Annotated in this window: 26 protein-coding genes; 16 read left to right on the plus strand and 10 right to left on the minus strand. The window is 60.4% G+C overall.

The genetic code is table 11. The annotated features are described in order from the left end of the window. The first annotated feature begins 46 nt into the window (after window positions 1-46). Window positions 47-1,357, plus strand: a complete 1,311-nt coding sequence (locus M1E04_RS24010) for an NAD(P)/FAD-dependent oxidoreductase (protein WP_369318242.1) — start codon at window positions 47-49, stop codon at window positions 1,355-1,357. A 35-nt stretch (window positions 1,358-1,392) separates the two neighbouring features. Here M1E04_RS24010 and M1E04_RS24015 read toward each other — a convergent pair whose 3' ends face one another. Then, window positions 1,393-1,626, minus strand: a complete 234-nt coding sequence (locus M1E04_RS24015; RefSeq protein ID WP_369318241.1) for a DUF1127 domain-containing protein — start codon at window positions 1,624-1,626, stop codon at window positions 1,393-1,395. Between the two features lie 177 nt (window positions 1,627-1,803). On the opposite strand from M1E04_RS24015, the gene M1E04_RS24020 reads away from it, so the two are divergent. Together M1E04_RS24020 and M1E04_RS24025 are read left to right on the plus strand one after the other, a co-directional pair. Beyond that, window positions 1,804-3,231: an aminotransferase-like domain-containing protein gene (locus tag M1E04_RS24020; RefSeq protein ID WP_296313558.1), complete on the plus strand. Its 1,428-nt coding sequence runs from the start codon at window positions 1,804-1,806 to the stop codon at window positions 3,229-3,231. Window positions 3,232-3,277: 46 nt separating this feature from the next. Beyond that, window positions 3,278-4,882 carry a phospholipase D family protein gene (locus tag M1E04_RS24025; RefSeq protein ID WP_410928291.1) on the plus strand — a complete coding sequence of 535 codons (1,605 nt, stop codon included), beginning with the start codon at window positions 3,278-3,280 and terminating at the stop codon, window positions 4,880-4,882. Here the strand turns inward: M1E04_RS24025 and M1E04_RS24030 are convergent. Then, window positions 4,879-6,024, minus strand: coding sequence for an MFS transporter (locus tag M1E04_RS24030; protein ID WP_369318240.1), 1,146 nt, complete (start codon window positions 6,022-6,024; stop codon window positions 4,879-4,881). The genes M1E04_RS24025 and M1E04_RS24030 overlap by 4 nt on opposite strands. Before the next feature lie 107 nt (window positions 6,025-6,131). Next, window positions 6,132-7,625, minus strand: coding sequence for an aldehyde dehydrogenase (locus tag M1E04_RS24035; protein ID WP_369318239.1), 1,494 nt, complete (start codon window positions 7,623-7,625; stop codon window positions 6,132-6,134). 259 nt (window positions 7,626-7,884) lie between these two features. Between M1E04_RS24035 and M1E04_RS24040 the strand changes: the two genes are divergently transcribed. Further along, window positions 7,885-8,247: a cupin domain-containing protein gene (locus M1E04_RS24040; protein WP_456292156.1), complete on the plus strand. Its 363-nt coding sequence runs from the start codon at window positions 7,885-7,887 to the stop codon at window positions 8,245-8,247. 78 nt (window positions 8,248-8,325) lie between these two features. Here the strand turns inward: M1E04_RS24040 and rpmG are convergent, their stop codons facing one another. Together rpmG and rpmB are read right to left on the minus strand one after the other, a co-directional pair. Next, the gene (gene rpmG / locus M1E04_RS24045) at window positions 8,326-8,481 is read right to left on the minus strand and encodes a 50S ribosomal protein L33 (protein WP_010225867.1); all 156 of its coding nucleotides are present in this window, start codon (window positions 8,479-8,481) and stop codon (window positions 8,326-8,328) included. An 11-nt stretch (window positions 8,482-8,492) separates the two neighbouring features. Then, window positions 8,493-8,729 carry a 50S ribosomal protein L28 gene (gene rpmB, locus M1E04_RS24050; protein WP_037016669.1) on the minus strand — a complete coding sequence of 79 codons (237 nt, stop codon included), beginning with the start codon at window positions 8,727-8,729 and terminating at the stop codon, window positions 8,493-8,495. A 362-nt stretch (window positions 8,730-9,091) separates the two neighbouring features. On the opposite strand from rpmB, the gene M1E04_RS24055 reads away from it, so the two are divergent. Continuing rightward, window positions 9,092-10,681 (plus strand): ABC transporter substrate-binding protein, encoded by a 1,590-nt coding sequence (locus M1E04_RS24055; RefSeq protein WP_456292157.1) that lies wholly within the window; start codon window positions 9,092-9,094, stop codon window positions 10,679-10,681. Window positions 10,682-11,078: 397 nt separating this feature from the next. Here the strand turns inward: M1E04_RS24055 and radC are convergent, their stop codons facing one another. Beyond that, complete coding sequence (gene radC, locus M1E04_RS24060; protein ID WP_065988236.1) at window positions 11,079-11,753, minus strand: RadC family protein; 675 nt, start codon at window positions 11,751-11,753, stop codon at window positions 11,079-11,081. A 131-nt stretch (window positions 11,754-11,884) separates the two neighbouring features. On the opposite strand from radC, the gene coaBC reads away from it, so the two are divergent. The 4 genes from coaBC (at window position 11,885) to argB (ending at window position 17,182) form a co-directional block, all read left to right on the plus strand. Beyond that, complete coding sequence (gene coaBC, locus M1E04_RS24065) at window positions 11,885-13,093, plus strand: bifunctional phosphopantothenoylcysteine decarboxylase/phosphopantothenate--cysteine ligase CoaBC (RefSeq protein ID WP_065988235.1); 1,209 nt, start codon at window positions 11,885-11,887, stop codon at window positions 13,091-13,093. A 6-nt stretch (window positions 13,094-13,099) separates the two neighbouring features. Next, window positions 13,100-13,555: a dUTP diphosphatase gene (dut, locus tag M1E04_RS24070; RefSeq protein ID WP_369318237.1), complete on the plus strand. Its 456-nt coding sequence runs from the start codon at window positions 13,100-13,102 to the stop codon at window positions 13,553-13,555. Window positions 13,556-13,665: 110 nt separating this feature from the next. After that, a complete protein-coding gene (locus M1E04_RS24075) occupies window positions 13,666-16,254 on the plus strand; it encodes a phosphomannomutase/phosphoglucomutase (RefSeq protein WP_456292158.1) in 2,589 nt (862 codons plus the stop codon). A 22-nt stretch (window positions 16,255-16,276) separates the two neighbouring features. After that, window positions 16,277-17,182 carry an acetylglutamate kinase gene (gene argB / locus M1E04_RS24080; protein WP_065988232.1) on the plus strand — a complete coding sequence of 302 codons (906 nt, stop codon included), beginning with the start codon at window positions 16,277-16,279 and terminating at the stop codon, window positions 17,180-17,182. Between the two features lie 84 nt (window positions 17,183-17,266). On the opposite strand, the gene M1E04_RS24085 is transcribed toward argB, so the two are convergent. Together M1E04_RS24085 and pyrE are read right to left on the minus strand one after the other, a co-directional pair. Beyond that, window positions 17,267-17,869: a DUF4124 domain-containing protein gene (locus tag M1E04_RS24085; RefSeq protein WP_244656895.1), complete on the minus strand. Its 603-nt coding sequence runs from the start codon at window positions 17,867-17,869 to the stop codon at window positions 17,267-17,269. 20 nt (window positions 17,870-17,889) lie between these two features. Next, window positions 17,890-18,531, minus strand: a complete 642-nt coding sequence (pyrE, locus tag M1E04_RS24090) for an orotate phosphoribosyltransferase (RefSeq protein WP_192130656.1) — start codon at window positions 18,529-18,531, stop codon at window positions 17,890-17,892. Window positions 18,532-18,613: 82 nt separating this feature from the next. Here pyrE and M1E04_RS24095 point away from each other — a divergent pair, with 82 nt between their 5' ends. Then, a complete protein-coding gene (locus M1E04_RS24095; RefSeq protein WP_456292159.1) occupies window positions 18,614-19,393 on the plus strand; it encodes an exodeoxyribonuclease III in 780 nt (259 codons plus the stop codon). A gap of 83 nt (window positions 19,394-19,476) precedes the next feature. Here M1E04_RS24095 and M1E04_RS24100 read toward each other — a convergent pair whose 3' ends face one another. Continuing rightward, a complete protein-coding gene (locus M1E04_RS24100; protein WP_074885839.1) occupies window positions 19,477-19,845 on the minus strand; it encodes a DUF4870 domain-containing protein in 369 nt (122 codons plus the stop codon). Between the two features lie 47 nt (window positions 19,846-19,892). Continuing rightward, window positions 19,893-20,615 carry a ribonuclease PH gene (rph, locus tag M1E04_RS24105; RefSeq protein WP_065988227.1) on the minus strand — a complete coding sequence of 241 codons (723 nt, stop codon included), beginning with the start codon at window positions 20,613-20,615 and terminating at the stop codon, window positions 19,893-19,895. A gap of 289 nt (window positions 20,616-20,904) precedes the next feature. On the opposite strand from rph, the gene M1E04_RS24110 reads away from it, so the two are divergent. From M1E04_RS24110 to M1E04_RS24135, 6 genes are all read left to right on the plus strand, one after another. Further along, a complete protein-coding gene (locus M1E04_RS24110; RefSeq protein WP_192130655.1) occupies window positions 20,905-21,768 on the plus strand; it encodes a YicC/YloC family endoribonuclease in 864 nt (287 codons plus the stop codon). A 13-nt stretch (window positions 21,769-21,781) separates the two neighbouring features. Continuing rightward, window positions 21,782-22,402 carry a guanylate kinase gene (gene gmk, locus M1E04_RS24115; RefSeq protein WP_065988225.1) on the plus strand — a complete coding sequence of 207 codons (621 nt, stop codon included), beginning with the start codon at window positions 21,782-21,784 and terminating at the stop codon, window positions 22,400-22,402. A gap of 130 nt (window positions 22,403-22,532) precedes the next feature. Continuing rightward, window positions 22,533-22,796, plus strand: a complete 264-nt coding sequence (rpoZ, locus tag M1E04_RS24120; protein WP_025257879.1) for a DNA-directed RNA polymerase subunit omega — start codon at window positions 22,533-22,535, stop codon at window positions 22,794-22,796. 60 nt (window positions 22,797-22,856) lie between these two features. After that, complete coding sequence (gene spoT, locus M1E04_RS24125; RefSeq protein ID WP_065988224.1) at window positions 22,857-24,965, plus strand: bifunctional GTP diphosphokinase/guanosine-3',5'-bis pyrophosphate 3'-pyrophosphohydrolase; 2,109 nt, start codon at window positions 22,857-22,859, stop codon at window positions 24,963-24,965. 24 nt (window positions 24,966-24,989) lie between these two features. Beyond that, entirely contained in the window at window positions 24,990-25,370 is a 381-nt protein-coding gene (locus M1E04_RS24130) for a RidA family protein (protein ID WP_065988223.1), read from the plus strand. Between the two features lie 57 nt (window positions 25,371-25,427). Further along, the gene (locus M1E04_RS24135; RefSeq protein ID WP_192130654.1) at window positions 25,428-26,165 is read left to right on the plus strand and encodes a hypothetical protein; all 738 of its coding nucleotides are present in this window, start codon (window positions 25,428-25,430) and stop codon (window positions 26,163-26,165) included. Window positions 26,166-26,216: the final 51 nt, after the last annotated feature.

Genomic DNA, 26,216 nt, shown 5'->3' on the forward strand with positions numbered 1-26,216 from the left:
CTACCCTCCGTAAAATTTTCCAAACAGTGCTCTCGGGATATTCAACATGAATGCTCGGCCTCCCCAGCCCGGATTGTCTGATCACGCGGCGTCTTACTACGCCGCTACTCGCCATACCCAGCCTGACGCCCCTGCCCTGCACGGCGAGGTCAAAACCGACGTCTGCATCATCGGCGGCGGATTTTCCGGGCTGAACACGGCGATCGAGCTGGCTGAACGCGGCTTGAAGGTGGTGCTGCTGGAGGCGCACAAGATCGGTTGGGGCGCGAGCGGGCGCAACGGCGGGCAACTGATCCGCGGCGTCGGCCATGATGTGGATCAGTTCAGCAATGTCATCGGCGAGGACGGCGTTCGTCAGCTTAAGCTGATGGGCCTGGAAGCGGTGGAAATCGTCCGCGAGCGTGTCAACAAATACCAGATCGACTGCGATCTGACCTGGGGCTATTGCGACCTGGCGAACAAGCCCAAGGAATTCGAGGGCTTTGCCAGAGACGCCGAAGAGCTGCGCAGCCTGGGTTACCGACATCCGCTTGAATTGATTGAAGCGCGCAACCTCAGCAGCATCATCGGGTCTCCCAACTATGCCGGCGCCCTGCTGGACATGGGCTCGGGCCATCTGCACCCGCTGAATCTCGCCCTTGGAGAAGCCGCGATCGCCCAGTCATTGGGCGTACAGGTGTTCGAACACTCGGCAGCGACGCGGCTGGAATACGGGGCAGAGGTCAACATTCATACAGCCCACGGACGGGTGCGCGCCAGTACGCTGGTGCTGGGCTGTAACGCCTATCTCAATGGGCTCGACGGGGAGTTGAGTGGCAAGGTTTTGCCCGCTGGCAGTTATGTCATTGCCACAGAGCCACTGAGCGAAGCACTCGCCAGCCAGCTGATTCCGCGCAATACCGCGATGTGCGATCAGCGTGTGGCGGTCGATTATTTTCGGCTGTCGGCTGATCGGCGCCTGCTGTTCGGCGGCGCTTGCCACTACTCAGGCCGGGACCCGAGCGACATCGCCGAGTACATGCAGCCGAAGATGCTCAAGGTGTTCCCTCAGCTCAAAGACGTGAAGATCGATTTTCAGTGGGGCGGAATGATCGGCATCGGTGCCAACCGCTTGCCGCAGATCGGGAGGCTGCACACGCATCCAAACGTGTTCTACGCCCAGGCGTATGCGGGGCACGGGCTGAACGCAACGCATCTGGCGGGCAAGTTACTGGCGGAGGCCATTAGCGGCCAACACAGTGGCGGGTTCGAGCTCTTTGCCAAAGTCCCTCACATCACCTTCCCCGGCGGCAAACATTTGCGCTCGCCGCTACTGGCGCTGGGGATGTTGTGGCACCGTTTCAAAGAGTTGGTGTAACCGGACTCGCCTCTGTGGGGCCACTGTCACAGCCCTCATTCGCGCCAGAAAGGCTTAAGGCCTTCATGGCGCGCCTGCTTACCGCTCAAGCCAATATCCTTCAGCTGCTCGTCAGTCAGTTTCAACAACGCGCGCCGACTGGCCCTACGATGCTGAAACAGCCCCCACATCCCCAGCCCTTCCAGCGCGTTGATGCGCGAGCCCGCTTCATGCTCACGGACCAGCTCCCCTGCATACAGCGTTAGCCGAACATCACTTATTCCGCTCATTTCCAGACACCTCATCGTGGGTTTCGAGTGGATTCATGATGTGTCTGTATGGAAAACCATTACAGATCCAAAGAATTATTATTCTTTGCATACAGATCGGTTTAATACCGCGCTGAATGCTGTATTTTCCCCACATCTGTATCGGTCTGCCGATCGCATCGCATGTGGGAGTACGCCATGACCCTGTACGTCAACCTCGCCGAACTGCTCGGCACGCGCATCGAAAACGGCTTTTATCGCCCAGGCGACCGGCTCCCCTCGGTGCGTGCGTTGAGTCTTGAGCATGGCGTCAGCCTGAGTACGGTGCAGCAGGCGTATCGATTGCTGGAAGACAACGGCCTCGCACTTCCACGCCCCAAGTCCGGGTATTTCGTACCGGCCGGCCGCAAGACGCCCGCCCTGCCTGCGATTGGCCGCCCCGCGCAGCGCCCGGTGGAAATCTCTCAGTGGGATCAGGTGCTGGAACTGGCGCGGGCCGCACCCAGCCCTGACGTCGTTCAGCTGGGGCGCGGCATGCCCGACGTCACCAGCCCCACCTTGCGCCCACTGACCCAGGCGCTGGGCAGGATCAGCCGTCGTTTGGACATGCCCGGGCTGTATTACGACAACATCCACGGTCGGCGCTGCCTGCGGGAACAAGTCGCCCGGCTGTTGCTGGATTCCGGCACCAACATCGATCCGGATGATCTGGTGATCACCACCGGCGCTCAGGAGGCACTGGCCATCTGCATCCGGTCGGTGTGCCAGCCGGGCGACATCGTCGCAGTCGACTCGCCCAGCTTTCACGGCGCCATGCAGGCGCTCAAGGGGCTGGGCATGAAAGCCCTGGAAATCCCCACCGACCCGCTCACCGGCATCAGCCTCGACGCGCTGGAGCTGGCGCTGGAACAGTGGCCGATCAAAGCCATACAGCTGACCCCGAGCTGCAACAACCCGCTGGGCTACATCATGCCGGAGGACCGCAAACGTGCGCTGCTGACCCTGGCGCAACGCTTCGATGTGGCGATCATCGAAGACGATGTGTATGGCGATCTGGCCTACACCTACCCGCGCCCGCGCACGATCAAATCCTTCGACGAAGACGGCCGCGTTCTGCTCTGCAGCTCGTTTTCCAAGACGCTGGCGCCGGGTTTGCGCGTCGGCTGGGTCGCGCCCGGTCGATACCTTGATCGCGCGCTGCACATGAAATACATCAGCACCGGTTCCACTGCGACCCAGCCACAACTGGCGATTTCCGATTTTCTCAAGGCCGGGCACTACGAGCCGCACATGCGCCGGATGCGCGGCCAGTACCAGCGCAGTCGCGACCTGATGACAGGCTGGGTCACGCGCTACTTCCCGGAAGGCACCCGCGTGAGTCGCCCTCAAGGCGGCTTCATGCTGTGGATAGAACTGCCGGAAGATTTCGACTCCTTGCGCCTGAACCGCGCGTTGCAGGGACAAGGCGTACAGATTGCCGTTGGCAGCATATTTTCGGCGTCCGGCAAATACAGAAATTGCCTGCGCATGAACTTTGCTGCCAAGCCGACCGCGCAAATCGAGGACGCGGTGCGCAAGGTCGGCGCTGCCACGGCGTTGCTCATGCAGCGCGCTGACCCTGCATAACGTTGTGCAGCTTTTAACCTTTTGGAGAAAGCGCGGTCATATCGCCATGACTGATTTTCGAATGACCGCGTTGATGAACTTACGGGCGGTGCCCCTCCTCCTGGCTCTTGCCCTCGGCCTCAGCGGTTGCGCACACACGCCCGCCCCCGACGGTCCGAGTCAGGCACTCCCGGCGGCGCAATCTTCTTTCGGGCGCTCGATCATGGCCCAGGCGGCGCCTCACGAGGGCCGCTCGGGCTTCCGCCTGCTGCCCAACAGCACCGAAGCCTTTATGGCCCGCGCCGAGCTGATTCGAAACGCCAAAACCAGCCTGGACCTGCAGTACTACATCGTTCACGACGGCCTGAGCACCCGGGCGCTGGTTGACGAACTGCTCAAAGCCGCCGATCGCGGCGTCCGCGTGCGTATCCTGCTGGACGACACCACCAGCGACGGGCTGGATGAAGTCATCGCCACACTTGCCGCGCACCCGAACATTCAGATCCGCCTGTTCAATCCGCTCAATCTGGGCCGCAGCATGGGCGCCACCCGTAATCTGGGTCGGCTCTTCAATCTGTCCCAGCAGCATCGACGCATGCACAACAAGCTGTGGCTGGCCGACGGCGCCGTGGCCATCGTCGGCGGGCGCAATCTGGGCGACGAGTATTTCGACGCCGAACCCAATCTGAATTTCACCGACATCGACATGCTCAGCGTGGGCCCGGTCGCCGAACAGCTGGGTCACAGTTTCGATCAGTACTGGAACAGCACGCTCAGCAAGCCGATCGATGACTTCCTTTACTGGCCGCCCGACCGCAAGGATCTGGCCACCGCGCGCGTGCGTCTGGCTGAGTCGCTGGATCAGGCACACGTGGACAAAAAGGCCTTGTATGAACGGCTGATGGACTATCGGCCTCACCCACGCATGAAGACCTGGCTCAATGAGCTGATATGGGCGCACAACCAGGCCTTGTGGGACGCGCCGACCAAGGTGCTGTCACGCGGCGAGCCTGACCCGCACCTCCTGCTGGCGACCCAACTGAGCCCTGACCTCGGCAACGTGCATAAGGAACTGATGCTGATCTCGGCCTACTTCGTGCCCGGGCAGGAAGGCCTGGTTTACCTGACCGGGCTCTCTGACAAGGGCGTGTCAGTGAACCTGTTGACGAACTCGCTGGAGGCCACCGACGTGCCGGCGGTGCATGGCGGCTATGCGCCGTACCGCCGAGCGCTGCTGGAGCATGGCGTGAAGCTGTTCGAACTGCGCCGCCAGCCTGGCGACCCGAGCAACGCCAAGGGCAGCGGTCCTGCATTTCTGCACACAAACCTGATCAAGGGCGGCTCGGAATCAAGCCTGCACAGCAAGGCGATGATCTTTGATCGGCAGAAAATGTTCGTGGGTTCGTTCAATTTCGACCCCCGGTCGGTGCTGTGGAACACCGAAGTCGGCGTGCTGGTCGACAGCCCAGAGCTGACCGAATACCTGCGCGAGCTGGCGCTTCAGGGCATGGCGCCGGCCATCAGTTATCAGGTCAAGCTGGAGAACGACCGACTGGTGTGGGTAACCGAGGACAACGGCAAAATCCATACCCTGTCCAAAGAGCCTGGCGACTGGTGGCGCCGGATGAACGCCTGGTTCAGCACGGCGGTCGGCCTGGAAAAGATGCTCTAAGCCGCCACCGCCTGCGCGCCAAATGCCTTGGGACGCCGGGACAGGATGACCAACCCCAGCGCGCCCGCCGCCATCAATAACGGCAGCGCCTGACCGCTGACCCATTGGCTGCCAGCGCCTGCCGCCAAGGGGCCGAGCAGGCAACCGATCCCCCACAGCTGAGCGACATGGGCATTGGCGCGCACCAGAGCGTCGTCGCGGTAACGCTCGCCAATCAGAATCAGCGACAGGGTGAACAGCCCTCCCGCACTGGCGCCGAACAGCACCCACAGCGGCCAGATGGCGATTGTGTCGACCAGCAGCGGAATCGCCAGGCTCGACACTGTCAGCACCAGTGCACACCCGGAGAACAGCCGCCGACGGGACACCCTGTCGGCCAGCGCGCCAATCGGCAGCTGCAGAAGCGCATCACCCACCACCACGGTACTGACCATCGCCAAGGCGATTTCAGGCGTGAAACCCTGCTGCAGGCAATACACCGGCAGCAAGGTCAGAATCATCGCTTCAAACCCGGCGAATAACGCGATGGCCCATGCAATGGCCGGCAAGCTCCGACAGAAGCCGCCGAGATCGCGCAGCGTGACATGGCTGGATTCCGCGCTCGGCGCGCCTGTTCTGCCCAGCAACAGAAACGGCGATACCGCCAGCAACAGGGTCCCGACCCAGAACCCGTAGTCTGCTCCCGTGCCAATGAAGCCCAGCAGCACCGGCCCGCCCAGCTGACTCAGTGCGTAGGAACTGCCGTACAGCGCCACCAGCTTGCCGCGCAGCCTTTCGATGACCAACTGGTTGATCCAGCTTTCGCCGAGCACGAACACAATGGTGAGGATTGTCCCGAGCATCAGGCGCAGGACCAACCAGATCCAGTAGTCAGGCAGTAACGCCAGCAAACCCACTGAAACCGACCCGGCCCACAGGCATAGCCGCATGAGGTTGGCGGTGCCGAGTCTTGAAGCGAGTCGGCTGGCAAGGCTGGCACCCAGTAGCACACCAATGGCCGGCATCGCAGCCATGACGCCGATGGCAAACGCGCCGTAACCCCAGGCTTCCAGACGCAGCGATACCAGCGGCATGCTCACGCCCAGCGCCAGGCCGACGCTCAATACCGACGCCAGCACGGCGAAATAAGTACCCCAACGCATCACCACGCTCCTGTGGCTCAAAAGGACGAAACAAAACAGCCGGGCTTTGAGTAAGCCCGGCTGCGTTGGTTTTTTACAGCGACTGAGGGTTGATCGCGCGCGACTCTCTACAGCTTGATCCAGGTCGCCTTCAGCTCGGTGTATTTGTCGAACGCATGCAGTGACTTGTCGCGGCCGTTACCAGACTGTTTGAAGCCACCGAACGGCGCGGTCATGTCGCCGCCATCGTACTGATTGACCCACACGCTGCCCGCGCGCAACGCCTTCGCGGTCAAGTGCGCCTTGGACAAGTCAGCCGTCCACACCGCCGCAGCCAGGCCATAAGGTGTGTCGTTAGCAATCTGAATGGCTTCTTCAGCGGTATCGAAGGTCAGCACAGAAAGCACCGGTCCAAAGATCTCTTCCTGAGCGATCTTCATCGCGTTGGTCACACCGTCGAAAATCGTCGGCTCGACGTAGGTGCCGCCGGTTTCCTGAAGGATGCGCTTGCCACCGACGACCAACTTGGCGCCGTCTGTGTGGCCAGCTTCGATGTACGACAACACTGTATTCATCTGCTGGGTATCGACCAGCGCGCCAACGGTTGTCGACGGATCGAGGGGATTGCCCGGCTTCCAGGCTTTCAACGCGTCGATCACCATCGGCAGGAATTTCTCCTTGATCGAGCGCTCGACCAACAGACGTGAGCCGGCCGTGCAGACCTCGCCCTGGTTGAAAGCAATGGCGCTGGCCGCAGATTCGGCCGCAGCCTGCAGATCCGGCGCATCGGCGAAGACGATGTTCGGGCTTTTGCCGCCGGCTTCCAGCCAGACGCGCTTCATGTTCGATTCGCCCGAGTAGATCAGCAACTGCTTGGCGATCTTCGTCGAACCGGTGAATACAGCGGTGTCGACGTCCATGTGCAACGCCAGCGCTTTACCCACCGTGTGGCCGTAACCCGGCAGCACGTTCAGCACGCCGGCCGGAATACCGGCCTCAATGGCGAGTTGAGCGACGCGGATGGCGGTCAGCGGGGATTTTTCCGATGGCTTGAGGATCACCGAATTGCCGCTCGACAGCGCAGGGCCGAGCTTCCAGGACGCCATCAGCAGCGGGAAATTCCACGGCACAATAGCCGCCACTACGCCAATCGGCTCGCGAGTCACCAGGCCCAGTTGATCGTGCGGGGTCGGCGCCACTTCGTCGTACAGCTTGTCGATGGCCTCGCCGCTCCAGCTCAATGCCTGGGCGGAGCCGGGAATGTCGATGCCGTAGGAATCGCTGATGGGCTTGCCCATGTCGAGGGTTTCAAGCAGCGCGAGTTCTTCAACGTTTTCGTTGATCAGCTCTGCCAGACGAAGCATGGCTGCCTTGCGCTTGGCCGGCGCCAATCGCGACCAGACGCCGGAATTGAACGTAGCCCGGGCGTTTTCGACGGCGCGCTGGGCGTCGGCGGCGTCACAACTGGCGACATGGGCGAGGAGGCGGCCATCGACCGGACTGATGCAGTCGAACGTCGAGCCGGATGCGGCGTCTGTGTATTCACCGTTGATGAAAGCACGGCCTTCGATTTTCAAATCCTGGGCGCGTTGTTCCCAGTTAGCATGAGTCAGGGTGGTCATGAAACGTCCTCCTCTTATGAAATAGGCGCGTCTTCGCACTCGAATCGGGCTTCAGGACAGTGCCTGACGCGTCATCGGATCGGCCGAAGGCATTCGCCACCCTAAACCAGCATTGGGCGGATTTCCAATATATTGGACATAAGCGGGCGAAATCTGGCCGGATCGTGCATTTTATTCAACAGTCCCCGCACTCGCTTGCGCTTTCCATCCGGCCCTCGGCAAGCAACAATCACGCAGCGCCCACTTTCAGGAATCAGATATGAGCATCGAAAGCATTGTCTACTTCAGCGAAGCCACTACTGCAGCGGAGCGTTTCACGCCTGCGGCTGAAAAGATCCTCAAGGGCGAGCCGAACCAGACGGTTTACAACCATTACAACAGTCCGTGCGGGCAGCTGAATGCAGGCGTCTGGGAAGGGGAAGTCGGTCAGTGGAAAGTGAATTACACCGAGCACGAGTACTGTGAAATCGTGCAGGGCGTCTCGGTCCTTCGTGACGAAGCAGGCAAGTCGAAAACCCTGCGCGCGGGTGACCGTTTTGTGATTCCTGCCGGGTTCAAGGGTACGTGGGAAGTGCTGGAAGCATGCCGCAAGATCTATGTGGTGTTCGAACAGAAGGCCTGAGCGTCAGGTGACCGACTTTATTTCACCCACAAAAAAGCCCGCATCGCTGCGGGCTTTTTTGTAAGACGCAAAAATCAATTACTTGATTTTGGCTTCTTTGTAGATCACGTGCTTACGAACAACCGGATCGAATTTTTTAATTTCGATTTTGTCCGGAGTCGTGCGCTTGTTCTTGTCGGTGGTGTAGAAGTGGCCGGTGTTAGCGGTCGACACCAAACGGATCAATTCACGCATGATTTTCTCCCTTAAACCTTAGCGCCAGCACGGCGGATTTCGGCCAGAACAACCGTGATACCACGCTTGTCGATGATGCGCATGCCTTTGGCAGATACGCGCAGACGTACGAAGCGTTTCTCTTCTTCAACCCAGAAGCGGTGATGCTGCAGGTTTGGCAGGAAACGACGACGGGTTTTGTTGTTTGCGTGGGAAATGTTATTCCCGGTTACCGGACCCTTACCGGTAACTTGACATACTCTCGACATGCCTCAGCCCTCTAAAACCACATGCCCAACCCGGCATGGGTTGGCCGCTTAATCTCTCAGTCATTTGGCGCCAGGCGCCGCGTTTCTTCAGGGGTCTTACCGGCCACACCTGCGGTGAAGGCAGCGGGCCCCTAGAAAAGAGCGCTGCTTTATACCAGAAACCCCCCGGTGCAACAACACAAACCACGAATTGCCTGCCAGATAACCCGACCTTATACCCGGCAAGACCAGCGGCGTTAGGCGCGGCGGGAAATATACCACTCGTCGCGCCGTGGCGATTGTTCTGCGCCAATCGATGGTCTAGGGTTACTGACTCTCCAGACTGCGCCGGCAGATGGGCTCTCTCTGAAAGGAAAATCGCCATGCGCCTAGCCGTTCTACCCCTGTTGCTCGCGTCCCTGTCTGCGCCATTGCTGGCCCAGGCGGCGGCGACGCTAAGCGTCTGCACGGAAGCCAGCCCCGAAGGCTTTGACGTGGTGCAGTACAACTCGCTGACCACCACCAATGCTTCGGCCGACGTGCTGATGAATCGCCTGGTGGATTACGACGCCAAGGACGCCAAGCTGGTTCCGAGCCTGGCGCAGAGCTGGAGCGTGTCGCCTGACGGGCTGACCTATGACTTCAAACTGCGCGCCGGCGTGAAATTCCATCACACCGACTACTTCACCCCGACGCGCGAGCTTAACGCTGACGACGTGGTGTTCAGCTTCAAGCGCATGCTCGATCCGGCCAATCCATGGAATAAGGTCGCCGCGCAGGGCTTCCCCCACGCGCAGTCGATGCAATGGCCATCGCTCATCAAGAAAGTCGAGGCGACCGATGCCACCACAGTGCGCATCACCCTGGACCACCCGGATGCGACCTTTCTGGCGACGCTCAGCATGGGTTTCGCTTCTATCTATTCTGCCGAGTACACCGCGCAGCTATTGAAGGCCGGCACCCCGGAGAAGCTGAACAGTCAGCCGATCGGCACAGGGCCCTTTGTCTTCAAGCGATTCCAGAAAGACTCGGTAGTACGTTACGAGGCCAATCCGGATTATTTCGCCGGCAAGCCAGCCGTTGATGCGCTGATCTACGCGATTACGCCGGACGCCAACGTTCGTCTGCAACGTATTCGCCGCAATGAGTGCCAGGTTGCCCTGTCGCCGAAGCCGATGGATGTTGCTGAAGCTGGCAAGGATTCGAACCTGAAGGTCGAAAAGACAGACGCCTTCATGACCGCTTTCCTGGCGATCAACAGCCAGCATCCGCCGCTGGACAAACCGGAAGTGCGTCAGGCGATCAACTTGGCATTCGACAAAGATACTTACCTGAAAGCGGTGTTCGAGGGCTCGGCGCGCCCGGCCAACGGTCCATATCCGCCTAATACCTGGGGCTACGCCAGTGACCTGCCTGGCTACAAGCACGACGTGGCGAAAGCCAGGGATCTGCTGGCCAAGGCCGGTCTGAAAGACGGCTTCAAGACGACGATCTGGACTCGGCCGTCGGGTAGCTTGCTCAACCCCAACCCGAACGCAGGTGCGCAGTTGCTGCAGAACGACTTGGCCGCGGTAGGGATCAAGGCGGAAATCAAAGTTATCGAATGGGGCGAGCTGATTCGCCGCGCCAAGACCGGCGAGCACGACCTGCTCTTCATGGGCTGGTCGGGGGATAACGGCGATCCGGATAACTTCCTGACGCCGCAGTTCTCCTGCGCCGCGGTGAAATCCGGCACCAACTTCGCCCGCTACTGCGATGAAGGGCTGGACAAGCTGATCAGCCGGGGCAAGGCGGTGACCGATCAGGCGCAGCGCAGCAAGTTGTATCACCAGGCTCAAGAGCAGATCCAGAAGCAGGCATTGTGGCTGCCGCTTGCGCATCCAACGGCCTATGCGCTGCTGCGCAAGAACGTCGAGGGCTACAGCGTGAGCCCGTTTGGTCGTCAGGATTTCTCCAAGGTGACCGTGAAGTAATTCGCGAGAAACTATTGAAGGTTGTATTGGAGGGGACTGATTTATTTACAGCGCTTCACCGTAAATTAATCTGTCCCCGCTTTAAGCATCAACGACATGCCGCCTTAGCCTTTGATCTTGATACGCAGATTCCTCACCCCGCTGAACTCGACTTCGGCGTGGGCACACTCCGCTCTCGGGGACAGATTCATTTACGGTGAAGCTTTGTAAATAAATCAGTCCCCTTTCAGTACTAGTCCCCTTTCAGTACTTCGTAGGACCGGCTTCAGCCGGGAAGAGGCCGGTTTGCACACCGCTAGTTTGCGGTGTGACTGCCGATGCCTTCCCGGCTAAAGCCGGTCCTACATTCGTTCGCGGCCAGCCCCAGAATCTCGGTGATTAGCCAGTCCTAAAGCCGCTACATCAACCCATACTCAACCATCGACAACGGATCGCCGTCGCCGATGATCAAATGATCCAGCACCACCACGTCCACCAGCGCCAGCGCCTGTTTCAGGTGCCGCGTCAGATCGATATCGGCTTCGCTGGCGTCTTTTACGCCGGAGGGGTGATTGTGACAAAGGATCAATCCCGCCGAGTTGTGGGCCAATGCCCGCTTGACCACCTGCCGCGCGTGAACATGCGCCGTGTTGATCGAGCCGTGAAACAACACTTCGAAGGTCTGAACCCGGTTCTTGCTGTCCAGAAACAGGCAACCAAAGACTTCATGGGGCTCGTGCCTTAACAGCGCCTTGAGGTAGCGACGCACCTGCGTCGGGTTTTCCAGCACAGAATCGCGCTTCAAATCCTCGCCCATGTTGCGCCGGGCCATTTCCATGACCGCCTGCAATTGCGCGAACTTGGCGGGTCCCAGACCCAGCTCGCTGCTGAACGCCGTCAGGTTGGCTTCGAGCAATGCACGCAGGCTGCCGAACTGATTCAAAAGGTGCCGGGCCAGGTCCACGGCACTTCTGCCCGAGACGCCCGTGCGCAAGAAAATCGCCAGCAATTCAGCGTCCGACAGACTCGACGCCCCCCGTTCCAGCAGCTTCTCCCGCGGACGCTCTGCCGCCGGCCAATCGCGAATACTCATAGCAGCTCCCTGTCTGTGGCGCCGCTGTTCCCGTGCGGTCGCTGTGCTATCTTAGCCGCTCTTTTTTGCGCGACAGTCAGGCCTGGGGAGGCTAATGATTGCCGCGTGTTAACCGACCTTAAGGCAGGCCTATGCAGCGGCTGTATCGAAAACGCATCGTTCTCGGCGTCGGCGGTGGCATCGCGGCCTACAAGAGCGCCGAACTGGTCCGCCGTTTGCGCGACCACGGTGCAGAAGTCCGTGTCGTCATGACCAAAGGCGGCGCCGAGTTTATTACCCCGCTGACCATGCAGGCCTTGTCCGGCCATCCGGTTCACCTTGATTTGCTCGACCCCGCAGCCGAAGCCGCCATGGGCCATATCGAGCTGGCCAAGTGGGCCGACATGATCCTCATCGCACCGGGCACCGCCGACCTCATGGCCCGCCTGGCCCAAGGCATTGCCAACGATCTGCTGACCACCGTGGTGCTGGCGACCGATGCCATCGTTGCCGTCGCACCCGCGATGAATCAGGCGATGTGGCGCGACCCCTCCGTGCAGGCCAATCTGCAACTGCTCGAACAGCGCGGTCTGCGCATGTTCGGTCCGGCCAGCGGCAGCCAGGCCTGTGGAGACGTCGGCTACGGGCGCATGCTCGAACCCAATGACCTGGCGCAATCGGCCGCCGATTGCTTTCAGCGCCTGACGCTGACCGGCAAGCACGTGTTGATCACCGCCGGCCCGACTCAGGAAAACATCGATCCGGTTCGCTACATCACCAACCACAGCTCCGGAAAAATGGGCTTCGCCCTGGCCGAAGCCGCTGCCGAAGCGGGCGCGCGGGTCACCCTGATCACTGGCCCGGTGAACCTGCAAACACCTGACCGAGTGTCGCGTGTCGACGTCGTCAGCGCCCGCGACATGCTCGCCGCCTGCGAAGACGCCATGCCTTGCGATCTCTTCATCGCCTCCGCAGCCGTCGCGGACTACCGGCCGGAAGTCGTCGCCACGCAGAAATTAAAGAAAGATCCCACCACCGGTGATGGTCTTCTGCTGCAGATGGTCCGCAACCCGGACATTCTCGCCACCCTCGCCCAGCGCCCGGATCGCCCGTTCAGCGTCGGCTTCGCGGCCGAAACCGAACACCTGCTCGATTACGCCGCACGCAAGCTCAAGGACAAGAACCTTGATCTGATCGTCGCCAATGACGTCGCCAATCCCAGCATTGGCTTCAACAGCGAAGAAAACGCCTGCAGCGTGATCGACCGAGCGTTGCAAGCGACGCTCTTCGCCCAGACCAGCAAAGCCAAGATCGCGCGGCAGCTGGTGACTTTTATCGCCGATCGCATGAACCAGGTTTAATCACGAATGCACGCTCTACAAGCCAAGATCCTCGACCCTCGCATTGGCAGCGAATTTCCGCTTCCCGCGTACGCCACTTCAGGCTCGGCCGGCCTGGACCTGCGCGCCATGCTGAAAGAAGACACGCTGCTCGAACCCGGCCAAACCCTCCTGATTCCTACCGGGGTGTCGATATACATCGCAGACCCTGGCCTGGCTGCACTGATCCTGCCGCGCTCGGGCCTGGGGCATAAACACGGCATCGTGCTGGGCAACCTGGTGGGCCTGATCGACTCCGATTATCAAGGCGAGCTGATGGTTTCCTGCTGGAACCGCGGCCAGACCGCTTTCAATATCTCCATCGGCGAGCGTCTGGCTCAGCTTGTACTGGTGCCGGTGGTGCAGGCGCAGTTTGAAATCGTCGAAGAGTTCGATGAAAGTCAGCGCGGCGCTGGCGGCTTCGGTCACTCCGGCAGCCACTGATCCCGCAAAAAACACCCACTTTGGCTAACGCATCGCTTGTGGCCTGACGTGCTTTAAGCGGTGCGAACACAACAAGAACGCGTCAGGACGACCCAGCAGGGAGAGTTAGTTTGAAAGGCATCAAACGCACAGCCAAAGTGACCCCCGCTCCGGAAACAACCGACGCGCTCAGTAAAGACGCCAATCTGAGTTTGGCGAGTCCCGGCCTCATTCCTGCACTCATCGGCCTGATCGCGGCAATGGTGCTGGTGTGGCTTGCCATTCAAAGCCAGCCGCAGCAACAGGAGCAGCTGGTTCAGGCCTGGGGCAGCGCGCAAGCCGGGGCCGTCAACAAGGCACTGCGTCAGATCAACGCTGACACCCAGGCCGCTGCAATGGACCCCGCGCTGAACCAGGCCTTGTCGAGCAGCAATCCGTCGCTCATCGAAAGCGCGCAAAACCAACTGCGGTACCGCGACGGCGTGGTGGGTGCACGGCTCAACCCCTTGGGGTTCAACAGCGTAGACACCCAAAGCGCTCTGCCGATCAGCTTCGCCACGCTGGACATGCTGGCCAAGGCCGGCAAGGGTGAAATGCCGGCGCCCGAAGCGCGCAAGGTTGGCGACACATGGCTGATCTACAGCGCCGCCGCCCTGCGCACGTCACCAGACGCGCCGATCACCGGCACATTGCTGCTGGCGTTCAATCCGCAGCGCCTGATCGCCGCACTCCCCGAGACCCCCACCGATGTGGGTCAGGTGGTACTCGTTCAACAGTTCGGTACCGCCACTGCGCAGACTTTTCTCACCCGTGGCGAAGACGATGGCAGCCGTGCGCAGGAATTCTCCACCGGCTACCCCAACTGGAAACTGACCTTTGCCGCCGGCTCCGCGCTGCAAGGCTCCACGCCCTGGCTGATGCTGCTGCTCGCCTTGCTGGTTGCCGCCGGTGCAATGCTGCTAGCGCTCTATCTGAACGAGAGTGCGCTCAAGCGCCGGGTTGCGGCTGACGCGCGACAGCTTGAGCAACTGCTGCAAGAGCTCTCCGGGGGCAAGGCCGTCAAGGCCTTCAGCATGAGCCTGCCCGCGTTGAACGGGCTCGCCCAGAGCCTCGCGCGATTCTCGCTGCGCAATAGCCCGACGGGCGCGGCGTCGGATCAAGCATCGAAATCCGGCGCACCGCTGCAGGGTCCTGCACCGGGCCTGCCAGTGGCGTCGGAGGAAGACCAGTTGACCGACCCGCTGTTCCAGGACACCGATATTCTTGACCTCGACTTGATCGATGATCCTCAGGATCTCACGCAGCCGGAGCCCTCGCGCGCCATGAGCAGCAGAGTCTCCAGCGCCCCACCCTTTCCCGAGACGATATTTCGCGCCTATGACATCCGCGGCATTGTTGGCGATACGCTGAACGCCGAAACCGCCTACTGGATCGGCCGAGCCGTCGGCGCAGAAAGCCTGGCGCAGGGCGAGCCGCATGTTTCGGTGGGCCGCGACGGGCGACTTTCAGGCCCTGAGCTGGTCGCGAACCTGATCAAGGGCCTGCACGACAGCGGCTGCCACGTCAGCGACATCGGCCTGGTGCCCACGCCGGCGCTGTACTACGCCACCCACGTGCTGGCGGGCAAAACAGGCGTCATGCTGACGGGCAGTCACAACCCGAAGGATTACAACGGCTTCAAGATCGTCATTGCCGGCGACACCCTGGCAGACGAGCAGATTCAGGCATTGCACGAACGCATCAAGGCCAATGACCTGCCGTCCGCCAAAGGCAGCATCATCAAGGTCAATATCCTCGACCGTTATGCCAGCCAGATCATTGGCGATGTCGTGCTCGCGCGGCGCATGAAAGTGGTGGTGGACTGCGGCAACGGCGTCGGCGGCGTCATCGCCCCGCAATTGATCGAAGCGCTGAATTGCGAAGTCATCCCGCTGTACTGCGAGGTCGACGGCAATTTCCCCAATCATCACCCTGATCCTGGCAAGCCGGAGAACCTTCAGGACCTGATCGCCAAGGTACGGGAAACCGGTGCCGATCTGGGCCTGGCGTTCGACGGTGATGCCGATCGTGTCGGTGTCGTGACCAACACCGGCACCATCATCTATCCTGACCGTCTGCTGATGCTGTTTGCCCGCGATGTGGTCAAGCGCAACCCCGGGGCCGACGTGATTTTCGACGTCAAATGCACACGCCGCCTGATACCGTTGATCCACGAATACGGCGGCCGCCCGGTTATGTGGAAGACTGGGCATTCGTTGATCAAGAAGAAGATGAAAGAAAACGGCGCGCTGCTGGCAGGCGAGATGAGCGGTCACATCTTCTTCAAGGAGCGTTGGTTCGGCTTCGACGACGGTATCTACAGCGCGGCGCGTCTGCTGGAGATCCTCAGTCAGGAAAAACTCAGCGCCGAGGAGCTTTTCCAGACCTTTCCAAACGATCTTTCAACGCCCGAGATCAACATCAAAGTCACCGAGACCCGCAAGTTCAGCATCATGGAAGCGCTGGAGCGCGACGCCCAGTGGGGCAATGCCAACCTGACCAGCATCGATGGTGTGCGGGTTGATTATCCGAAAGGCTGGGGCCTGGTTCGCGCGTCCAACACCACCCCGGTGCTGGTATTGCGCTTCGAGGCCGAAACCGAGCTCGAGCTGCAACGGATCAAGGATGTTTTCCACACCCAGTTGAAACACGTATCACCGGATTTAGAACTTCCTTTTTGACCCTATTTTGAGTGGAGCCCAAATGACCCTCGAACGTGATGCCGCAGCCAATGCCGCCAAGGTCCTCTCCGAAGCGTTGCCCTACATCCGACGCTTTGTCGGCAAGACGCTTGTTATCAAATACGGCGGCAACGCCATGGAGAGTGACGAGCTGAAAACCGGCTTCGCCCGCGACATCGTGCTGATGAAGGCGGTGGGCATCAACCCGGTCGTGGTTCACGGCGGCGGCCCTCAGATCGGCGACCTGCTCAAGCGTCTGTCGATCGAAAGCCACTTCGTCGACGGCATGCGCGTGACCGATGCAGAAACCATGGACGTGGTGGAAATGGTGCTCGGCGGCCAGGTCAACAAGGACATCGTCAACCTGATCAACCGCCACGGCGGCAGCGCGATCGGCCTGACCGGTAAAGACGCGCAGCTGATTCGCGCGAAGAAAATGAACGTCACGCGCCAGACCCCGGACATGCTCAAGCCGGAAATCATCGACATCGGCCATGTGGGTGAAGTCGTCGGCATCAACACCGACCTGCTGAACATGCTGGTGAAAGGCGATTTCATTCCGGTGATTGCGCCGATTGGCGTGGGCGCGGATGGCGAGTCATACAACATCAACGCCGATCTGGTGGCAGGCAAGGTCGCTGAAGCCTTGAAGGCTGAAAAGCTGATGCTGCTGACCAACATTGCCGGCTTGATGGACAAGGAGGGCAAAGTGCTGACCGGCCTGACCACCGAGCAGGTGAATAGCTTGATTGCCGACGGCACCATCTACGGCGGGATGCTGCCGAAGATCCGCTGCGCACTGGAAGCGGTTCAGGGCGGGGTCAACACTTCGCACATCATCGACGGCCGTGTGCCGAATGCCGTGCTGCTGGAGATCTTCACCGATACCGGCGTCGGCACGCTGATCAGCAATCGCAAGCGTCACTGATTGCGGCTGCAAAAAGCCCCACCCGGCTCACTGCCGGGTGGGGCTTTTTTATAGCCGCGTTTTAGCGGCGTCCAAGAGCGGTGATCACCGACCGAGCAACTTCTGCAGCCGCGCTCGATCTTGCGCAAACTCGGCCTCGGCCTGAGTTCGCGCCGTCTGGTAGCGCAGGATGTCGACTTTCAGGTTCTGCTGCTGATCACGCAGATCATCCATCTGATCCAGCAGCGTCTTCGGCACCGGGTGCCCTGCCCGCTCTTGATCAGCTGCCTGTGTCTGCAGCGTGCCTTGCTGGGTAACGAGATTCTGAATATTGCCTTGCGCCACAACGATCAGGCCATCGAGTTCGGCGAGTCGACGACTCTTCGCCCGGTCGACGTCCTCAACGCTGCTGTACAGCCGCAGCAGATGCGCATCGGCATCGGATTGCAGCTTGGCGGCCTGGGCATCACGCAACTCATCGGCGGACGGTGCAGGCGGTATGGTCTGCACCACGCGGCCGCGCTGATTGAGCACTTCATAACCCTTGCCGACGTACTCCGGCGGCACGCCTTGACGATCGAGCACGGTTACGCCGCGACTGTCGACGTAGCGATACAGCACGATGCCCGGCGCGTCGTCCGCATGAACGCTCGCGATGCAACCCAAACCCAGCGACAGACAAAAACCCAACGTGCCCAGCTTGAGCATAACCGCATCCTTTTGGAGGCTCAGATTCCGTATTGAGCCCGGTACGCTTCGACGGCAGGCAAATGCTGCTTGAGCTGCGGATCGTCGGCCAGAAACTCCAGAACTTGATTCAACGACACGATGCTCACCACCGGAATGCCGAAATCACGCTCGACTTCCTGAATGGCAGACAGTTCGCCGTTGCCGCGCTCCTGGCGGTTCAACGCGATCAGCACGCCGGCAGCGTTCGCGCTCTGGGCCTGAATGATCTGCATGACTTCGCGAATGGCGGTGCCTGCGGTGATCACGTCGTCGATGATCAGCACATTGCCGGTCAACGGCGCACCTACCAGGCTGCCGCCTTCGCCATGGGCCTTGGCCTCTTTGCGGTTGAAGCACCAAGGGAGATCGAGGCTGTGATGCTCGGCAAGGGCCACGGCCGTCGCCGCTGCAAGAGGAATACCCTTGTAGGCCGGGCCGAACAGAACATCGAAGGAGATACCGCTTTCAACGACAGCGGCGGCGTAGAACTTGCCCAGCTGAGCAAGAGCGGAACCGCTGTTGAAAAGACCGGCATTGAAGAAGTAAGGACTGGTGCGTCCAGACTTCAAAGTGAACTCACCGAAGCGCAAAACTCCGCGATCGATGGCAAAACGAATGAAATCGCGTTGATACGCCTGCATGAAAAAAGCCCCGAATACCACGGATTTAGCTAATTAGGTAGAGCTCGGGTATCATACACGCACGTGATTTTTGGGGCCATTTATGCGGATCATCAGTGTGAACGTTAATGGTATTCAGGCTGCAGTCGAGCGTGGTTTGCTCAGTTGGCTGCAAGCCCAGAATGCCGACGTCATCTGCCTTCAGGACACCCGCGCCTCCGCCTTTGAACTGGACGACCCAGCCTTCCAACTGGACGGCTACTTCCTATATGCCTGCGAAGCCGAAGTGCCAGCCCAGGGTGGCGTGGCGCTTTACTCGCGGCTGCAACCGAAGGCGGTCATCAATGGTCTTGGTTTCGAGACGGCTGACCGTTACGGGCGTTACCTGCAGGCAGATTTCGACAAAGTCAGTATCGCGACCTTGCTGCTTCCTTCCGGGATGAACGGCGATGAAGACTTGAATCAGAAATTCAAGCTCATGGACGATTTCGGCAAGTACCTCGACAAGCAGCGGCGCAAACGTCGCGAGTACATTTACTGTGGCTCGCTGTACGTGGCGCAACAGAAGCTGGACATCAAAAACTGGCGCGACAGCCAGCAATCTCCAGGCTTCCTGGCACCAGAGCGTGCGTGGATGGACGAGATCGTTGGCAACATGGGTTATGTCGATGCCCTGCGCGAAGTCAGCCGCGAAGGCGATCAGTACAGCTGGTGGCCGGATAACGAACAGGCCGAGATGCTCAATCTGGGCTGGCGCTTCGATTATCAGTTGCTGACCCCGGGCCTGCGCCGTTTCGTACGCAGTGCACGCCTTCCACGCCAGCCGCGCTTCTCGCAACATGCGCCACTGGTCGTGGACTACGACTGGACGCTCACTATCTGACGTTCAGTTGCTCAAAAAAAGCCGACGTGAAGTCGGCTTTTGTTTGTCCGCAGATCAGGCCATCGCCAGATCTCTGGAAGCGCTTACTTCAGCAACCGCCAGGTGAACGGATAGCGGTAGGCGACGCCGTCATTGACCTTCACGCCCGCGATGATCGTCAGCACCAGCGCGCCGACGCCCACCAGCATCAACAGCGGAAAGCCGATGATCACCACCATCAGCAAAAAACAGATCATCGCGGCAATGGCGACGGTGATCTGAAAATTGAGGGCTTCCTTGCCTTGAGCATCGATGTACGGATCAACTTCTTTCTTGAGCTGCCAGACGATCAGCGGCCCCAGCAAATTGCCGAACGGAAAGATCAGGCCGAAAAACGCCGCGAAGTGGCACAGCATTGCCCACTGACGGACTTCTTTACTCGGCGTTGGCAACGGCGACTGACTCTCGATCATCATGCTTTCCCTGTTTTGATGTAGTGCTCTGACGCAATGGAAACCGATCAGTCGGCCAGTGCCGACTGCTGCAGTTCGAAGATTTCGTTCATGCCTTTTTGAGCCAGTGCCAGCATCGCGTTCAGGTCTTCAGGCTGAAACGGCGCCCCCTCGGCTGTGCCTTGCACTTCGATGAAACCCCCCGCGCTGGTCATGACCACGTTGAGGTCAGTCTCGGCCGCGGAGTCTTCAAGGTAATCCAGGTCCAGCACCGGCTCGCCCTGATACATGCCCACTGACACTGCCGCGATCATCTGTTTCAGCGGATCGCCGCCCTTGAGGCCGCCACGCTTTTTGATGGACTTCAGCGCGTCGATCAGCGCGACCATGGAGCCGGTGATCGACGCAGTGCGCGTCCCGCCGTCCGCCTGGATGACATCGCAGTCGACGTACAAGGTGATTTCACCCAGCTTGGACATGTCCAGTGCCGCGCGCAGCGAGCGACCGATCAGGCGCTGGATCTCGAGGGTACGGCCGCCTTGCTTGCCACGACTGGCTTCGCGCTGGTTACGCTCGCCGGTGGCGCGAGGCAGCATGCCGTATTCAGCTGTCAACCAGCCCTGGCCCTGCCCCTTGAGAAAGCGCGGAACGCCGTTTTCAACGCTGACGGTGCAGATCACCTTGGTATCACCGAACTCGACCAGCACAGAACCCTCGGCGTGCTTGGTGTAGTTGCGGGTGATGCGGATCGGGCGAAGCTGATCGGCAGCGCGACCACTTGGACGTTTCATCTGGGATACCTGTACTGGGAGACGGAAAACGGTCTGCATTATAGAGGTGCAGGCACGGCTTGGGACATCTAATGACGTATTGCTCACGACGGGCGCTGCAGGTTTGCGCTGCCAGGCAGCACGATTACAACGCCGCGCATCGCTTGCGACAATGCCACATTTGGGCGCACACCCTGCACTGAGCTACAATCCTGCGCCTTTATAGCCAGTCGTTTCCCGACGATACTCTGCCGGGGATTCATCCCGGACCGGCTGTCCGCAAACGCCTGAATTTATAGAGGTGCTTCCCATGGTGCACAGCATGACGGCTTTTGCCCGCGCTGAACGAGCCGGCCCACAAGGCACGCTGAGCTGGGAAATGCGCTCGGTCAATCACCGTTACCTCGAACCTCACCTGCGCCTGCCGGAATCATTTCGTGACCTCGAAGGCGCTGTGCGCGAGGCGCTGCGCCAGGGCCTTTCCCGAGGCAAGGTCGAATGCACCCTGCGCTTCACCGAAGAGACCGCAGGCAAACCGCTGCAGGTTGACCGCGAACGCGCCGGGCAACTGGTCGCGGCAGCGGAGATCGTCGCCAGCCTGATCAGTCAGCCCGCCGCGCTGAATCCGCTCGAAGTGCTGGCCTGGCCCGGTGTTCTGGTGGCCGATGCTGCCGACCCTCAAGCGCTGAACAACGACGCCCTGGCCCTGTTTAACGAGGCGCTCGATGAGCTCAAGGCTGGTCGCGCCCGCGAAGGCGCCGATCTGGCCAGGCTTCTCGACGAACGGCTCACCGCGATCAAGACTGAAGTCGCGACCTTGCGTACGCTCGTGCCGCAAATGCTCGCCGCCCAGCGCCAAAAGGTGCTCGATCGCTTTGCCGACATGAAGGCCGAGCTCGATCCGCAGCGCCTGGAACAGGAAATGGTCCTGCTGGCGCAAAAAAGTGACGTCGCCGAAGAACTCGACCGCCTGAGCACGCACGTCACTGAAGTGCGCCGCGTACTCAAGGCCGGCGGGCAAGCCGGGCGCCGGCTGGATTTCCTGATGCAGGAGCTCAACCGCGAAGCCAACACACTGGGCTCCAAAGCCTTTGACCCTCGAAGCACGCAAGCCGCCGTCAACCTCAAAGTGTTGATCGAGCAGATGCGCGAACAAGTGCAGAACATTGAGTAAGGCCACCTCCGACATGACCCACAGCACCGGCACCCTGTACATCATTTCCGCCCCATCGGGCGCGGGCAAGACCAGTCTGGTCAACGCCCTGATCAACGCTCAGCCGCAGATCCGCGTGTCGGTGTCCCACACCACCCGGGCCATGCGTCCGGGCGAAGTGGACGGCGTGAACTACCACTTCGTCGATCGCGCCGAATTCGTGCGCATGATCGAGCACGGCGATTTTCTCGAACAGGCTGAAGTCTTCGGCAATATGTACGGGACCTCGCAGAGCCGATTGCAGCAGACGCTGGACGAAGGTCATGACCTGATTCTGGAGATCGACTGGCAAGGCGCCGAGCAGGTTCGCAAACTGATGCCCCGCGCGCGCTCGATCTTCATTCTGCCGCCAACGCAGCAAGCGCTGCGCCAGCGCCTGACCAATCGGGGTCAGGACAGCGACGAGATTATCGAAGGCCGCATGCGCGAAGCCGTCAGCGAGATGAGTCACTACGCCGAATACGATTACATTGTGATCAACGACGATTTCGCCACGGCGCTCGAAGACCTGAAAGCGATCTTCCGCGCCAACTTGCTGAGCCAGGAGCACCAACAGCAGCGCCACACCGAGCTGTTGGCTCAACTGCTGGCCTGACCGGTTCTTAGGCAGCAAAACCGATCCATTCAAAATCAGCGCTTCCCTAAACGCTGGTGATTTTTTAGACTGTCGAGTCCGCTCGCCCATTCGGGCACCGCGCATATCGCATTTGCTACGAGGAATACCCATGGCCCGCGTGACCGTTGAAGACTGCCTGGAACATGTAGATAACCGTTTTGAGCTGGTCATGCTCGCCACCAAGCGCTCGCGTCAACTGGCGACCGGTGGCAAAGAGCCAAAGCTGGCATGGGAAAACGACAAGCCTACCGTAGTGGCCCTGCGTGAAATCGCTGCAGGCCTGATGGATTACGCTGTTATCGCAGAAGCCGAAATCGTTGAAGATGAACCACTGTTCGCCGCATTCGAGGACGAGTCCAGCGAGGCCGTCTAAGCCTATGCCTGGTCGACGTAGCAAGGCGCAGGGTCACAGCCTTCGGCAAGGAGATTTATCTTGCCGAGCATAGACGCCCTCGCCGATCGCCTCTCGACCTACCTCGGCGCAGACCAGGTCAATCTGGTCCGCCGGGCGTACTTCTACGCCGAACAAGCCCACGACGGCCAACGCCGTCGCAGCGGCGAAGCCTACGTCACGCATCCGCTGGCGGTGGCCAATATTCTTGCCGACATGCACATGGACCATCAGAGCCTGATGGCCGCCATGCTGCATGACGTGATCGAAGACACCGGCATCGCCAAAGAAGCGCTTTGTGCACAGTTTGGCGAAACGGTGGCCGAACTGGTCGACGGGGTCAGCAAACTGACCCAGATGAACTTCGAGACCAAAGCCGAAGCTCAGGCCGAGAACTTCCAGAAAATGGCGATGGCCATGGCGCGGGACATTCGCGTCATTCTGGTCAAGCTCGCCGACCGCCTGCATAACATGCGCACGCTGGAAGTCCTCTCCGGAGAGAAGCGCCGTCGCATCGCCAAAGAAACCCTCGAAATCTACGCCCCTATCGCCAATCGCCTTGGCATGCACAGCGTGCGTATCGAATTCGAGGACCTGGGCTTCAAGGCGATGTACCCGATGCGCTCCTCGCGCATCGGCCAGGCGGTCAAGCGCGCGCGCGGCAACCGCAAGGAACTGGTCAACAAGATCGAAGAGTCGTTGAGCCACTGCCTTGCCGTTGACGGTATTGAAGGCGAAGTCAGCGGCCGTCAGAAGCACCTGTATGGCATCTACAAGAAGATGCGCGGCAAGCGTCGCGCCTTCAACGAGATCATGGACGTCTACGCGTTCAGGATCATCGTCGACAAGGTCGACACCTGCTATCGCGTGCTCGGCGCTGTGCACAATTTGTACAAACCGCTGCCGGGCCGCTTCAAGGATTACATCGCGATTCCGAAAGCCAACGGCTATCAATCGCTGCACACCACCCTGTTCGGTATGCATGGCGTGCCCATCGAGATCCAGATTCGTACCCGCGAAATGGAAGAGATGGCCAACAACGGTATCGCCGCGCACTGGCTGTACAAGTCGTCTGGCGATGAACAGCCGAAGAGCACCCATGCGCGGGCCCGTCAGTGGGTCAAGGGCGTGCTGGAAATGCAGCAGCGTGCGGGCAATTCGCTGGAATTCATCGAGAGCGTAAAGATCGACCTGTTCCCGGACGAGGTCTACGTGTTCACGCCGAAGGGCCGGATCATGGAGCTGCCGAAAGGCTCCACGGCGGTCGATTTTGCTTATGCCGTGCACACTGACGTCGGCAACAGCTGCATTGCCTGTCGGATCAATCGTCGGCTGGCCCCGCTTTCCGAACCGCTGCAAAGCGGCTCGACCGTCGAGATCGTCAGTGCTCCCGGGGCGCGTCCGAATCCGGCCTGGCTCAACTTCGTCGTGACCGGCAAGGCCCGTACGCACATCCGCCATGCGCTCAAACTGCAGCGCCGGTCGGAATCGATCAATCTCGGCGAGCGTCTGCTGAACAAAGTGCTCAACGGCTTCGACAGCACGCTGGAAAAGATTCCGGCCGAGCGCGTGCGCCTGATTCTTGCCGAGTATCGGGTCGAGGTCATCGAAGACCTGCTTGAGGACATTGGCCTGGGCAACCGCATGGCTTATGTGGTCGCTCGCCGATTGCTGGCCAGTGAGGGCGACCAACTGCCGAACGCAGAAGGTCCTCTGGCTATACGTGGCACCGAAGGCCTCGTCCTCAGCTACGCCAAGTGCTGCACGCCGATTCCAGGCGACCCGATTGTCGGGCATTTGTCTGCGGGCAAAGGCATGGTCGTGCACTTGGACAACTGCCGGAACATCACGGAAGTCCGCCACAACCCCGAGAAGTGCATTCAGCTGTCCTGGGCCAAAGACGTCACCGGCGAATTCAATGTCGAGCTGCGCGTCGAACTGGAACACCAGCGCGGCCTGATCGCCCTGCTCGCCAGCAGCGTCAATGCTGCGGACGGCAATATCGAAAAAATCAGTATGGATGAACGCGATGGTCGCATCAGCGTGGTCCAACTGGTGGTCAGCGTTCACGACCGAGTGCACCTGGCCCGCGTGATCAAGAAACTGCGCGCCCTGGCCGGCGTGATCCGCATCACCCGCATGCGCGCGTAGTCAAACCGCAAACAGGAGTTTTTCATGAGCAAGACCGTCATCTCCAGCGACAAAGCCCCTGCCGCCATCGGCACCTATTCCCAGGCAATCAAGGCGGGCAACACCGTCTACATGTCGGGACAGATTCCGCTGGACCCCAAGACCATGGAGCTGGTCGAAGGCTTTGAAGCTCAGACCGTTCAGGTCTTCGAAAACCTGAAGGCTGTGGCCGAAGCTGCAGGCGGTTCGTTCAAGGACATCGTCAAACTGAATATCTTCCTCACCGACCTGAGCCACTTCGCCAAGGTCAACGAGATCATGGGCAAGTATTTTGAGCAGCCGTACCCGGCGCGCGCCGCCATTGGCGTTGCGGCGCTGCCGCGTGGCGCGCAGGTCGAAATGGACGCCATTCTGGTCATCGAGTAAATCCCGGTGCGGAGCGCAAGCCCGCTCCGCCTCCTCAGAAAAGGAAGGACTCCACCCATGCGTGTTGCGTTTGCCCTCCCGCTGCTGGTCGCACTGCTCAGCGGCTGCGCCAGCCACTCCGACAAAAGCCCGGACGGTACCTGGATCAATCAGGCCGCCATCGACGCCGCAGCCCAAGGCGGCAACCTTCGGCAGGCCCTGCTGGCTCACGGCCCGAATCTGGAATGGAACATCAACACCAAGGCCGGACAGGCCACTGCTTCCAACGGCTTCGAGCTGAGTGAAGGCAAGATCGCCAGCAATGCCGACGGCAAGTTGCGTGTCGACTTTTACGGCAATGCGTCCGATGAGTTGACCATCAAGGGTGATGACTTGGTGCAGCGCGCCAGCGACACGGGCCCCGAGCAACATTTCCGCACGCCCAAGGAAGCACCGCCGGCCGGCGCCCAACCCGGCACCAGTTTCGAGCGTGCTCTTTACACCGCCTACCTCGGCGGCAAGTGGACCATCGTCAATGGCGAAGGCCAGGGCAGCACGGTTGAGTTCCTGCCAGACGGCAGCGTCAGCGGCCTGCCGGGCAATGATCGCTATGCGCTGTGCCTCGCCGGCGACTGCGCAGCCATGAGCGGTGAGTACGACAGCATGTGGCTGGAGAAGAACGAGCGCGGCAATCCGTGGATCTTCGTTCGCAACGGCAAACAGCTGGAGTTGTTCCAGGCGGTAAATAACGCCCAGGCAACTGAAATGCCGGATCTTCGCCCGGGTGAGCAGCGCTGGGTGCTCGAGAAGAACTGACTATCGCGTACGCATGGTAGGACCGGCTTCAGCCGGGAAGAGGCCAGTACC

Source organism: Pseudomonas sp. AK106 (genome assembly GCF_053903055.1).

Excerpts from the sequence above, each read along its gene's own strand:
- gmk (WP_065988225.1), top strand. The coding sequence starts at position 21,782 with ATGACCCACAGCACCGGCACCCTGTACATCATTTCCGCCCCATCGGGC.
- pyrE (WP_192130656.1), bottom strand. The coding sequence starts at position 18,531 with ATGCAGGCGTATCAACGCGATTTCATTCGTTTTGCCATCGATCGCGGA.
- M1E04_RS24030 (WP_369318240.1), bottom strand. The coding sequence starts at position 6,024 with ATGCGTTGGGGTACTTATTTCGCCGTGCTGGCGTCGGTATTGAGCGTC.
- rpmB (WP_037016669.1), bottom strand. The coding sequence starts at position 8,729 with ATGTCGAGAGTATGTCAAGTTACCGGTAAGGGTCCGGTAACCGGGAAT.
- M1E04_RS24020 (WP_296313558.1), top strand. The coding sequence starts at position 1,804 with ATGACCCTGTACGTCAACCTCGCCGAACTGCTCGGCACGCGCATCGAA.
- M1E04_RS24015 (WP_369318241.1), bottom strand. The coding sequence starts at position 1,626 with ATGAGCGGAATAAGTGATGTTCGGCTAACGCTGTATGCAGGGGAGCTG.
- M1E04_RS24130 (WP_065988223.1), top strand. The coding sequence starts at position 24,990 with ATGAGCAAGACCGTCATCTCCAGCGACAAAGCCCCTGCCGCCATCGGC.
- M1E04_RS24040 (WP_456292156.1), top strand. The coding sequence starts at position 7,885 with ATGAGCATCGAAAGCATTGTCTACTTCAGCGAAGCCACTACTGCAGCG.
- M1E04_RS24025 (WP_410928291.1), top strand. The coding sequence starts at position 3,278 with ATGACTGATTTTCGAATGACCGCGTTGATGAACTTACGGGCGGTGCCC.
- M1E04_RS24110 (WP_192130655.1), top strand. The coding sequence starts at position 20,905 with ATGGTGCACAGCATGACGGCTTTTGCCCGCGCTGAACGAGCCGGCCCA.
- M1E04_RS24010 (WP_369318242.1), top strand. The coding sequence starts at position 47 with ATGAATGCTCGGCCTCCCCAGCCCGGATTGTCTGATCACGCGGCGTCT.
- argB (WP_065988232.1), top strand. The coding sequence starts at position 16,277 with ATGACCCTCGAACGTGATGCCGCAGCCAATGCCGCCAAGGTCCTCTCC.
- M1E04_RS24085 (WP_244656895.1), bottom strand. The coding sequence starts at position 17,869 with ATGCTCAAGCTGGGCACGTTGGGTTTTTGTCTGTCGCTGGGTTTGGGT.
- dut (WP_369318237.1), top strand. The coding sequence starts at position 13,100 with ATGCACGCTCTACAAGCCAAGATCCTCGACCCTCGCATTGGCAGCGAA.
- M1E04_RS24055 (WP_456292157.1), top strand. The coding sequence starts at position 9,092 with ATGCGCCTAGCCGTTCTACCCCTGTTGCTCGCGTCCCTGTCTGCGCCA.
- M1E04_RS24035 (WP_369318239.1), bottom strand. The coding sequence starts at position 7,625 with ATGACCACCCTGACTCATGCTAACTGGGAACAACGCGCCCAGGATTTG.
- M1E04_RS24100 (WP_074885839.1), bottom strand. The coding sequence starts at position 19,845 with ATGATCGAGAGTCAGTCGCCGTTGCCAACGCCGAGTAAAGAAGTCCGT.
- rph (WP_065988227.1), bottom strand. The coding sequence starts at position 20,615 with ATGAAACGTCCAAGTGGTCGCGCTGCCGATCAGCTTCGCCCGATCCGC.
- radC (WP_065988236.1), bottom strand. The coding sequence starts at position 11,753 with ATGAGTATTCGCGATTGGCCGGCGGCAGAGCGTCCGCGGGAGAAGCTG.
- M1E04_RS24135 (WP_192130654.1), top strand. The coding sequence starts at position 25,428 with ATGCGTGTTGCGTTTGCCCTCCCGCTGCTGGTCGCACTGCTCAGCGGC.
- M1E04_RS24095 (WP_456292159.1), top strand. The coding sequence starts at position 18,614 with ATGCGGATCATCAGTGTGAACGTTAATGGTATTCAGGCTGCAGTCGAG.
- coaBC (WP_065988235.1), top strand. The coding sequence starts at position 11,885 with ATGCAGCGGCTGTATCGAAAACGCATCGTTCTCGGCGTCGGCGGTGGC.
- rpoZ (WP_025257879.1), top strand. The coding sequence starts at position 22,533 with ATGGCCCGCGTGACCGTTGAAGACTGCCTGGAACATGTAGATAACCGT.
- rpmG (WP_010225867.1), bottom strand. The coding sequence starts at position 8,481 with ATGCGTGAATTGATCCGTTTGGTGTCGACCGCTAACACCGGCCACTTC.